The organism is Acinetobacter modestus (genome assembly GCF_014636095.1).
GTDB classification, from domain to species: Bacteria; Pseudomonadota; Gammaproteobacteria; order Pseudomonadales; family Moraxellaceae; genus Acinetobacter; species Acinetobacter modestus.
The window spans coordinates 1-9,234 of sequence record NZ_BMDV01000017.1 but is presented as its reverse complement, the minus strand read 5'-3'; the positions used below and the strand labels follow the sequence as shown (position 1 = coordinate 9,234).

Annotated in this window: 12 protein-coding genes; 6 read left to right on the top strand and 6 right to left on the bottom strand. The window is 33.2% G+C overall.

What is annotated here, in order from left to right; translation table 11 throughout:
* Positions 1-74: 74 nt before the first annotated feature.
* Entirely contained in the window at positions 75-413 is a 339-nt protein-coding gene (locus tag IEV17_RS16935) for a hypothetical protein (protein ID WP_188363611.1), read from the bottom strand.
* Positions 414-953: 540 nt separating this feature from the next.
* Here IEV17_RS16935 and IEV17_RS16930 point away from each other — a divergent pair.
* From IEV17_RS16930 to repM, 3 genes are all read left to right on the top strand, one after another.
* A complete protein-coding gene (locus tag IEV17_RS16930; RefSeq protein ID WP_227554485.1) occupies positions 954-1,163 on the top strand; it encodes a hypothetical protein in 210 nt (69 codons plus the stop codon).
* Between the two features lie 34 nt (positions 1,164-1,197).
* Entirely contained in the window at positions 1,198-1,356 is a 159-nt protein-coding gene (locus tag IEV17_RS16925; RefSeq protein WP_188363610.1) for a hypothetical protein, read from the top strand.
* A 698-nt stretch (positions 1,357-2,054) separates the two neighbouring features.
* Entirely contained in the window at positions 2,055-2,978 is a 924-nt protein-coding gene (gene repM / locus IEV17_RS16920; protein ID WP_188363609.1) for a replication initiation protein RepM, read from the top strand.
* A 29-nt stretch (positions 2,979-3,007) separates the two neighbouring features.
* On the opposite strand, the gene IEV17_RS16915 is transcribed toward repM, so the two are convergent.
* Positions 3,008-3,319: a hypothetical protein gene (locus IEV17_RS16915; RefSeq protein WP_188363608.1), complete on the bottom strand. Its 312-nt coding sequence runs from the start codon at positions 3,317-3,319 to the stop codon at positions 3,008-3,010.
* A 181-nt stretch (positions 3,320-3,500) separates the two neighbouring features.
* On the opposite strand from IEV17_RS16915, the gene IEV17_RS16910 reads away from it, so the two are divergent.
* On the top strand, positions 3,501-4,046 hold the full coding sequence (locus IEV17_RS16910; RefSeq protein ID WP_188363607.1) for a plasmid replication DNA-binding protein: 546 nt from the start codon (positions 3,501-3,503) through the stop codon (positions 4,044-4,046).
* A gap of 195 nt (positions 4,047-4,241) precedes the next feature.
* On the opposite strand, the gene IEV17_RS16905 is transcribed toward IEV17_RS16910, so the two are convergent.
* Positions 4,242-5,264: a helix-turn-helix transcriptional regulator gene (locus tag IEV17_RS16905; protein ID WP_188363606.1), complete on the bottom strand. Its 1,023-nt coding sequence runs from the start codon at positions 5,262-5,264 to the stop codon at positions 4,242-4,244.
* A 103-nt stretch (positions 5,265-5,367) separates the two neighbouring features.
* Here IEV17_RS16905 and IEV17_RS16900 point away from each other — a divergent pair, with 103 nt between their 5' ends.
* Positions 5,368-6,243, top strand: coding sequence for a metal-dependent hydrolase (locus IEV17_RS16900; protein WP_188363605.1), 876 nt, complete (start codon positions 5,368-5,370; stop codon positions 6,241-6,243).
* 516 nt (positions 6,244-6,759) lie between these two features.
* Here the strand turns inward: IEV17_RS16900 and nadS are convergent.
* The gene (gene nadS / locus IEV17_RS16895; RefSeq protein ID WP_188363604.1) at positions 6,760-7,032 is read right to left on the bottom strand and encodes a NadS family protein; all 273 of its coding nucleotides are present in this window, start codon (positions 7,030-7,032) and stop codon (positions 6,760-6,762) included.
* Entirely contained in the window at positions 7,025-7,345 is a 321-nt protein-coding gene (locus tag IEV17_RS16890) for a type II toxin-antitoxin system RelE/ParE family toxin (RefSeq protein ID WP_188363603.1), read from the bottom strand. The genes nadS and IEV17_RS16890 overlap by 8 nt, the downstream gene beginning before the upstream one ends.
* Before the next feature lie 279 nt (positions 7,346-7,624).
* On the opposite strand from IEV17_RS16890, the gene IEV17_RS16885 reads away from it, so the two are divergent.
* Positions 7,625-8,803 carry a Fic family protein gene (locus tag IEV17_RS16885; RefSeq protein WP_188363602.1) on the top strand — a complete coding sequence of 393 codons (1,179 nt, stop codon included), beginning with the start codon at positions 7,625-7,627 and terminating at the stop codon, positions 8,801-8,803.
* A gap of 48 nt (positions 8,804-8,851) precedes the next feature.
* On the opposite strand, the gene IEV17_RS16880 is transcribed toward IEV17_RS16885, so the two are convergent.
* Positions 8,852-9,040, bottom strand: coding sequence for a hypothetical protein (locus IEV17_RS16880; protein WP_188363601.1), 189 nt, complete (start codon positions 9,038-9,040; stop codon positions 8,852-8,854).
* Positions 9,041-9,234 lie beyond the last annotated feature (194 nt).

Sequence of the window (9,234 nt, the reverse complement as noted above, 5' to 3'; positions counted from 1 at the left end):
TCGGCTGGTCAATCTAAGCAAAAATACCGTGTTGGATATCGTTAAAAGAAGTCGGAGTGAAAATCCTTAGCGTGCTATATTTTCCGTTTCCTGAGACGACCCCAAGTATGACCAGGATAAATTTCTGTGATTTCTTGGATTGAATGAGTATCTGCGTCACGAGCCTGTTTAAGATATCTAAGAAGCATATCCTTTCTACGTAATCGACTGAACTGTCCTTGCCAAGGTTGAAACTCATTTCTTTTGTCTTGGCATGCTCTTTCAGTTTTTGCCCAGACTTTCTCTAAGCACCCTAAAAAAAATCGCCAATTTCTTTCAAACTCTTCAAATGATTTTGAATTTCGCATAGCTTCAATACTAGATCTAGCCGATTCGAGTTCTGCTTTAGCTTGTTTTAGTGGTGTATTCTGCATTTTCTCTTATTTCATAAATATTTTATAATTTAATAAAGCCTTTTTTATTATTTTCAACTACTTAATTTTAGATTGATTTGAAAGGAAATCTAAAATTAACATAATACGCCTTATGCGAAAGGCTCTATCCATGAGCCTTTTGATTTCCATATAAACTGTTCACACAGACTTACTCATCCTACAATCAAAATTATGCACCCTGTTTGACGGCCTTAGCCTATCCTGCAATCAAAAAATAAGAAAAACTCTCCTAACAGCTATCTGACTTTTGAACTGAATATAACCTTTAAAATGCTTTAAATATTAATGTCTTATAGTTTAAAACACTTTAATTTGCTTGAAGATATTTTATTTTTACCGTCTTTTATCAAACCTAATGGTTGTTTTTAGTTGTTTTTGGTTGCATTTATCCAAAGTGATAGTTGTTTTTGGTTGTTAATGATTGTTTTTAGTTGTTTTTTGCACCCAACACCCTTTGGGCAATTATTACAATCGGTTCTTCATCTTCAGGATATAATTTTTAGAAGAGGGAGGTAAAAGATGAAAATGAATGATAAAGGAATAGTAGAACTACGAACATCAGACGAAAAGGCAAAAGGGATCTGTGACCATGAATACCCACAATCTGTGATAGATGCTTGTGAACCAAAAATTCAGGCGACAATTCAACGTATAATCAATGGTGAGACCACCTTTGAAATAGAAGAAGCTAAACTTCTCGCAGAATGGAACGCATTGGTTAATCCATAAATGAAGAAAAAAACCAACTGTCAGAGGAAAATCCATGAAGAAAGATCCAACAGTAAGTCTTTTTGAAACAAGGGAGAAAGTTAAAAAATCCCTAAGAGAAGCAGCAAGAAATCCAGATCATCCTATAAATAATGGACTTAAAGCTTATTTTAAGGAAAGAAAACAAAAACTCGAACGTTTAAGAAACAAATAGTCCTACTATGAAACATTAACCTTATAAAAATATTTCATCTAAATGCTCTATTTTCTCCATATTTAAATAATTAGAACATAACAGAAGAACTTTAAGGGAAAGAAAAAACGCTGTAACCATCTAATATGATGTTTGAACACAACATATTTAATATCAGATAATTTTAACAAAGCGAGTGTCTACGAGCGGTATTTCCAAAATTCGCGCCTGGGCCTTCTGAAGAACTGCTTTTTTAGGTTTATTCATCTAAAAAAGTGAAGTTTAAATGCATAAATCAGAATCTAGACCGAGCGAAGCGAGCATAAAGTTTTATGAGCGAAGCGAATTCCAAGTTGCTTTTGCTTTTATTTCAAATTCACAACGAAAAGAACCAAAAAAATTGCCCCTGAATCGAGCGTAAGCGAGATTCAATAGAGTTTGAGCGAAGCGAAAACCAAGGGCAATTTTGACCAGACAGGGTTTTTAATTATTTTTAATGTTTTTAATACTTTTATATGATTAAAAATAATTAAGATTCATGCATTTGAATTCATATAAAGATAGGTTTAAGGGGTGATAAAGATAGGTTTAAGGGGTGATAAAGATAGGTTTAAGGGGTGATAAAGATAGGTTTAAGGGGTGATAAAGATAGTTGGTATGTTGACTATTTAAAATAGGTAGAATATAACCTATTTATATTAATTGATTTACTTAATACTATGACCAATAACAATAAACTAGTCGTAAAAGATAATGCTCTAATTGATGCTTCTTTCAACTTATCTCTTATAGAACAGCGCATTATGCTTTTAGCGATAGTTGAAGCTAGAGAATCTTTGAGTCTCACTCCAGAAACACCAATAGAAGTATCTGTAAGCAACTATATTCATCAATTTAAAGTGGATAGTAATAATGCTTACAATCTCATTCGAGAAGCAGCAAAAACATTAAAGAGAAGAGAATTCAGTTACTTAGATAGATATAAAGGCCTAGAAGCTCTTACTACAGCCAATTGGGTAAATAAAGTTACCTATGTAGATTCAAATGGTTTTATTGTTTTATATCTAAGTAATGAAGTTATAAGCTTAATTAGTAGACTTAGTGAACAATTTACCAAATACTATATAGAGCAAGTTTCTGATTTTAAAAGTAAATATAGTATTAGACTATATGAGTTATTGATAAAGTGGCTAAGTGTAGCAAAGACTGAGAAATATAATATTAATGATCTTAGATCAAAACTTGGACTGGGAGTAACAGAGTATTCAACCATGTCTAACTTCAAATCCAATGTTTTAGACAAAGCAATCAGTGAAATTAATGAACATACAGATATTACTGTTGACTATGACCAATTTAAAAATGGAAGAATTATTACTGATATCCAATTTAGAATTAAATCCAAAATTAGGCCTTCTCAGCAAAAGTCAGCTAAACCAGTTAAAGAAAAATGTTATGAATTGAGTGATGCTCAAATCAATATGTTTGGTAACCAACTTTCTAGACTGTCCGAATTTTCAAACCTAGCTAATGGTAATGAAAGTTATGAGATCTTAGCTGCAAAAATTAAAGATATGCTAAGAGATCCTATACAACAAAAGCAGTTTTTACCCCATTTACGGAAACTCGGCTTTAAAGCTTAAGTATTCTGAAAACATTGTGATTATGGAAACTATCTATTGATACCATAGTGTTTGTCTAATGCTTTGATTGCGGCATCAATAGTTTCTATTTCTCCATTGTTATATGCATCAAAAATGTACTTGGTTTCAGGGTTTGGGTGTAGATTATCTACGGAAAAAGCTGCTTGTGTTATTTTGTGTAGGGCTTTTCTTTTGCGGATTTCTTCTAATTCCTGCTTCCGTGCTGCAAAGTATGCTTTTAAATTATCATTAACTGGGTGATCAGGATTGCTAGCAGCTTCAACTTGAAGCCTGATAACTTCCTTGTTTATTTTCATGATGCCTTTTTCTTGATTATTCATGACTACCACCTTTTCAGACTGAATCTACATTTTTAAATATGAATGAAGTTTCTTTTGTTTGTCACTCTCCAAATGCCTTAAACACTTTATCTTAAAAAGTTAGTTATCGCCAAACAAGTGATGTAACGTTACATGATTAAATACTGTCTACTGGCATACAGATTTTTACTTGGGTTACATGATGAAAGCACTATCTGTTATTGAATTATCTCAACTTTATGGAATGAATCGACAAAGTATTTATAAACGCATAAATAAAGGAGATTTATCAAAAAATAGTGATGGAAAAATAGATTTATCTGAAGCTATACGAGTATTTGGCGAACCATCTAATAAAAATAATGATATAACCACGTTACAGTCTACTACGGTACAAAAAGAGACAGAAGTAGACATGCTAAAACAACAGGTAGACATACTAAAAAAACAACTAGAACTTGCACATGAGCGGGAGGTTTTCCAACGTGAACAGCTAGCAGCAAAAGATAATCAAATAGAAGTAATACAACGCTTACTGGAAGCCCCAAAAACCAATATGACTACGTTTACCGATCAAAAATCTGAGCAGAATATAGCAACAGATCCTAGGCTAGAACCTGAACCAAAAGATGACCTATTGACTACTCCCGTTGAAATAGAAAATAAGCGCATTCCTGTGCCTGAGCACATTGAACCAGAGCCTGAGAAAAGAGGGTTTTGGAGTCGTTTTTTTAGACCCTATGATTAATCAAGATTGTTTAATTTGAATGAATAAAATCACGGAACAATGAGCAAAGAATAGGCGTGGAACGTGAAAGATCAAGAAAAAGCTGTTCTAGTGCGCTGAACCCTAGAACGGCTTACTTTAAGATATTGATGCGAAAAGGAAAAGTTCAAGTATTTCGCATAAGGCGTATTATGTTAATTTTAGGAAATCTAATAATTAATTTGATCTAATTCTACTCATTGAATAACCATAATACTGTTTAAAGGATCTGCCTAAAGAAGATTGATTTGTATACCCTAGTGATATGGCTATATCTGTTAAAGCTAAATTCGAGTACTTCAATAACTTCATACAATGTTGCATTTTAGTTTCGATAACTAAATTTCTATAGCTTAGATCTTGGGCTTCCAACTTACGATGTAACGTTCTGCGAGACATATTCAGCATTTTTGCTAGAGACTCGGATGAAGGAATAGCTAATGATGCATCAACATAATGGTGTAATAAATTAACTACTTTGTTCTTAATATTCTCTTGTTTAGATTTAGTTTGAGCGAGTGCAATTTCAGCTTGACTTAATAGAACCTCTAACAACTGTTGATCTGAGTTTTTCATATCTACTTTCAATTTAGCATGAGAAACTCTGATGCAATAATTCTCTTGCGAAAACTTTAAATCACAATGATAAAAATTCTGATAATCATCTAAAGGTCTAATTTTTTCTGATGCAAATTCAATAGCTTCAAATGTACTTTCTGTTGATTTTAATTCGAGAATTCTCTCAAGGAGACTAGACATAGCTGCAATATTGATTTCATGGATCACAATGCAGTCGTTATTCCATTGTGGCCAAAAAATTTCATATTCCATATATTTTTTTTTGACTTTTAAGCCCTCAAAATCACCTGGATCTATAAGTAAATAACTAAATTTTTCTAGATAAATAAGAGCATCTTCTAGATTCGAAGCGTAAGTTGCCAGATATGCTATTAATCCATAGTGCTTAAATTCTAATGTTTTAATTAAATCGAAAATTAGGTCGTTAGGACTATGAATTTCCTTAATTTTTTCAAAAAAAATATTAAATTCTGTAATAGGGTATTTAACTGAAAAATTCTCTTGAGATATTTTGAATAGTTTATTTCTTAAATCAGATTTAAAGTATGTATGATATTGAAATTTATTAATAAAATCATAAATCAATTTGAAGTATGAACTTGATATATGTATAGGGTTCATGATTCGGCACATAATGGCACAATATGTATAAAATATGGCATAAGACGTGCAAATTTCATAGCTGTACTCATTCATTATCCTTAAAAAGGTTAAGGATTCTAAAATGAATGCTATTACACAATATGAAGTTGATCCGATTGTTCGTAAAAAATTAGATTTCCAAATAGAACAAATGGAAAAGTATTGGTTTGAAAAAGATCCATTTAAAACACGTTTGTTTGATGCCGTATGTTTAACATTCCCAACAGGAGAGCGTTATTTCATTGAGTCGGTACGCAAATTTAGAGACCAAATCAAGAATGAAAATCTTAAAACAGCAGTTGCAGATTTTATTCAACAAGAAGCACAGCATGGTATCGCCCATACCAAAATGAATGATGCATTAATTGCTCAAGGTTTACCTATTGAGCAATATGCGGATCATGCCACTCAAATATTTGCTTGGATGACCAATAACCTGTCAGATCGTACAAATTTACTATTTACGGCTGCATTTGAGCATATGACTGCATTGATGGCTGAAAGCTTTTTTAGTGAGAAAAGAACCTTTGAATATGTAGATCCACATGTTCGTTCACTCTTGGCTTGGCATGCCATTGAAGAAATGGAGCATCGAGATATTGTGTTTGATGTCATGAAACAGGTGGGAAATGTACCTGAATGGCAACGTAAAATGATTCTTCCGATTGCCATTATGCATATGTTTGGCTTTACTTTATACAGAACAAATTTAATGCTGAAGATAGATGGTTTTAGTTTTAAAAAACGTTCTCTGATTTTCTATAAGGGTTTAAATGATGTCTTTGGCCAGCAGGGAATGTTTGGAAAAATGAAACGGCCTTTGTTTTCTTGGATGAAAAAAGATTTTCACCCCAATCAACATCCAATCATTGCACAGTACGATACTTGGATCAGAGTGATGGCTGAAACCAATGACCCTATTCAAGCAGGTGAAGCATTCTGGAGAGATGGTAAATAATTAAAATCATAGAAAACCTTAATTTAGGGTTTTCTTTTATTCCATTTAACATAATGGGCGTTATGCGAAACCAATCTTTATTATTTTAATTAAATCAAATATTTATATATTTTACATAACGCAAAAAAGCACTAAAAAGCCGACTCGGAAACAAGTCGGCTGCTTTTTAAGCACTTTTGTCACTTTTAGCCAATAATCTTGGCTAAAAAATGCTCAAAATTTCAGTTTTTCCTGATTTCTCAGGGCCTCCATTTCTGAAATTATCCCCATTTCCTGCGGACAAATATTGGGATAATTTGAGGATATCTCCATGTACGTTCTGGCGTACAGTCATTCAAGAAAATTACCAATATGCATACCTCTCTCGATTTCATATCATGGCCTCATTGAGAACAGGATGTTCCAGATAAAAATAAAAAGAGCAGCGACAGGAAGCGAGGGATGACAGGAGTTGACCCTAGTACCAAATACGAAAAACCCCGACAGGATGTCGGGGTTTTTTTATGGCTTATAATTTTAAATCAGGCTTGGATGTGCATCTAGAATACGAATCAATGTTGCTGCTGGGCCTGTTGGATAGCGTCTGCCTTGTTCCCAGTTCTGAAGTGTACGAGAGCTGATATGCAAACGTGCAGCAAATTCTGTTTGGCTCAAACCAGTTTTTTCACGAACCTCTTTAATACTAGGTAAAGTTAGCTCAGTCACTCGACTTGCTTTAACTTCATTACGTTTAATTGCACCTGCTTCTTTGATCGAAGCAACGAGGTCATCAAATAAATTATTATCCATGAAATTGCTCCTTCACAAGTTGACGTAGGATAGTGGTTTCTTTATCACTTAGGTTTTCTTTAACAGATTTAGGGTAAGCCAGTAGCATAAAGATCTGATCATCTTCAGTGATCCAGTAATAGATAACTCGAATGCCACCACTTTTTCCTTTACTGCCTTGAGCGCAACGTACTTTACGAATCCCACCACCATTTTTAATGAGATCTCCCTTATCTGGCTGAACTAAAAGTTCCTGTTGGAGTTCTCTGTATTCATCATCAGAGACAAGCTCTTTGATTTGTTTGGTGAAAATACTGGTTTCAATGAATAGCATAGGTGAAGTACGTCAATGGCGTACTATTATTGTAGTGAATATAGCAAAAAAAAGCCAGTTACTAAGCTAATAACGATCAATAGCTTAAAATTCGCATAAGAGATTTTATGTTAAATAATTTAAAGGATAGAAAAATCTAATATTGACTTTATATCGGAAAAAATAACGGCTTTTTTTTTAAAGTTATTTTATAATATGCTGATATTTATATATTAATATATTTTTTATTTCGGACTTTATAGCGTACAATTATCTTGCTGTTTTAAAGAGATTTACAACGTGGATATTACACCGATTGCTAGTACGTACTCACCAGAGCTAGAAGAGAAGTTATTCGAAATAATTCGCTTAGACGCGCAATTAGATTCAACTGTACCTAGTACTATACGAGATGCTATTGAAGGGTTATTACGTGTAGTTAACTCTTATTACAGTAATAAGATTGAAGGTAATCCAACTAAACCAAGTGAACTTTTGCATTTAAATGATGAATCTATCGAGTATAAATCTAAAGGACTTTTAGAAATTAAAAGACACATTGAGGTTCAAGTTAAACTTAATTTGCAACACAGCAATGTTGAAGAAGTAACTTCACAAGATTTTATTAAAAAGATTCATGAAGCTTTTTATGAGCAATGTGAGCCTTCGGAATTACAAATTTTAGATAGTGACGGTATAACTACTCATCAAATAGAACCTGGATGTTATCGTCTAACAAACGTTAGAGTTGGACCTCACACACCACCAACGCCAGAAAAAATTTCAGCATATATGTCATGGTTTTCTAATGCTTATAAAGTTAAGTACCTTCCAGGCATGAGTAAGTATTGGGCAATGGCTGCATCACATCACCGTTTAGCTTGGATTCATCCATTTTTAGATGGAAATGGTCGAGTTTCAAGGTTGTTCACCGATTGTTTTATGCGTGCAATCGGTTTAAAAAGTTATGGTCTGTGGTCTATGTCTAGAGGGTTTGCTCGTTCGAGTGAGCAATATTATAAGTATCTCGATATTGCTGATAGACAAAGACAAGGTAGTATGGATGGTAGAGGTATATTATCTGATGATGGACTAACACAATTTACAGAATATTTTATAGATGTTGCTCTAGATCAAATGACATATTTCAGTAGCTTATTAGAACCATATAAGCTTGAAGAAAGAATTAACGTTTACTTCCAATTAAGATTCAATGAAGCTTTATTTGATCATAAAACGAAAAAGCCATTAAAGAAATTGCCTTTAGAAGCGAAAGATATATATAAAACTCTTTTGCATAATGGGCCACATTCTAGAAAAGAATTACAGGATAAGTTCCAGATTAGTGAGAAAAAATTGAGGGAAATCGTTCAAGTAATGGTTAAAGACCATCTAATATTTGCTCCACCTAAACACAAGTTGCAAGTTAGATTGTCTCCACATGCGGTTGAAGTACTATTTCCATATCTATTTCAATAAAAAAAAGCTCATTTATGAGCTTTTTTGTTTTTATCTAGCTAATAAATTTTAGGAGAAAAATTTAATTTCTACTTGGTCAATGAAATCACTATAAAATTTTAAGCCTAATAACGCTAAAGTTACTGGATGATGATTCTCAATAGGACTTTCTAAATGCTTTGATGGTGGATTATACCACTCACCATTATTTTGCACTTTAATTGCTATTGGATGCGGCATTACAGTTTCTTGAACCATAGGATCCCCTTCATAATGAGAGAGGTTTCCATTACCACTTATAACCATTTTTTTATGTAATGAGAGCCTTTATGTGCGCTTCTATATGAAGTAGGGGTCGTCTCAGGAAACGGAAAATATAGCACGCTAAGGTTTTTCAATTGCGCGCAATGGCCTAAATTTTCCACCACCTATCTTGGCTTTGCTTCGCCATA

What these genes read in the sequence shown, in the direction of transcription:
- IEV17_RS16905 (WP_188363606.1), bottom strand. Translation starts at nt 5,264, where the DNA reads ATGAACCCTATACATATATCAAGTTCATACTTCAAATTGATTTATGAT.
- IEV17_RS16890 (WP_188363603.1), bottom strand. Translation starts at nt 7,345, where the DNA reads ATGCTATTCATTGAAACCAGTATTTTCACCAAACAAATCAAAGAGCTT.
- nadS (WP_188363604.1), bottom strand. Translation starts at nt 7,032, where the DNA reads ATGGATAATAATTTATTTGATGACCTCGTTGCTTCGATCAAAGAAGCA.
- repM (WP_188363609.1), top strand. Translation starts at nt 2,055, where the DNA reads ATGACCAATAACAATAAACTAGTCGTAAAAGATAATGCTCTAATTGAT.
- IEV17_RS16930 (WP_227554485.1), top strand. Translation starts at nt 954, where the DNA reads ATGAAAATGAATGATAAAGGAATAGTAGAACTACGAACATCAGACGAA.
- IEV17_RS16910 (WP_188363607.1), top strand. Translation starts at nt 3,501, where the DNA reads ATGAAAGCACTATCTGTTATTGAATTATCTCAACTTTATGGAATGAAT.
- IEV17_RS16925 (WP_188363610.1), top strand. Translation starts at nt 1,198, where the DNA reads ATGAAGAAAGATCCAACAGTAAGTCTTTTTGAAACAAGGGAGAAAGTT.
- IEV17_RS16900 (WP_188363605.1), top strand. Translation starts at nt 5,368, where the DNA reads ATGAATGCTATTACACAATATGAAGTTGATCCGATTGTTCGTAAAAAA.
- IEV17_RS16880 (WP_188363601.1), bottom strand. Translation starts at nt 9,040, where the DNA reads ATGGTTCAAGAAACTGTAATGCCGCATCCAATAGCAATTAAAGTGCAA.
- IEV17_RS16935 (WP_188363611.1), bottom strand. Translation starts at nt 413, where the DNA reads ATGCAGAATACACCACTAAAACAAGCTAAAGCAGAACTCGAATCGGCT.
- IEV17_RS16915 (WP_188363608.1), bottom strand. Translation starts at nt 3,319, where the DNA reads ATGAATAATCAAGAAAAAGGCATCATGAAAATAAACAAGGAAGTTATC.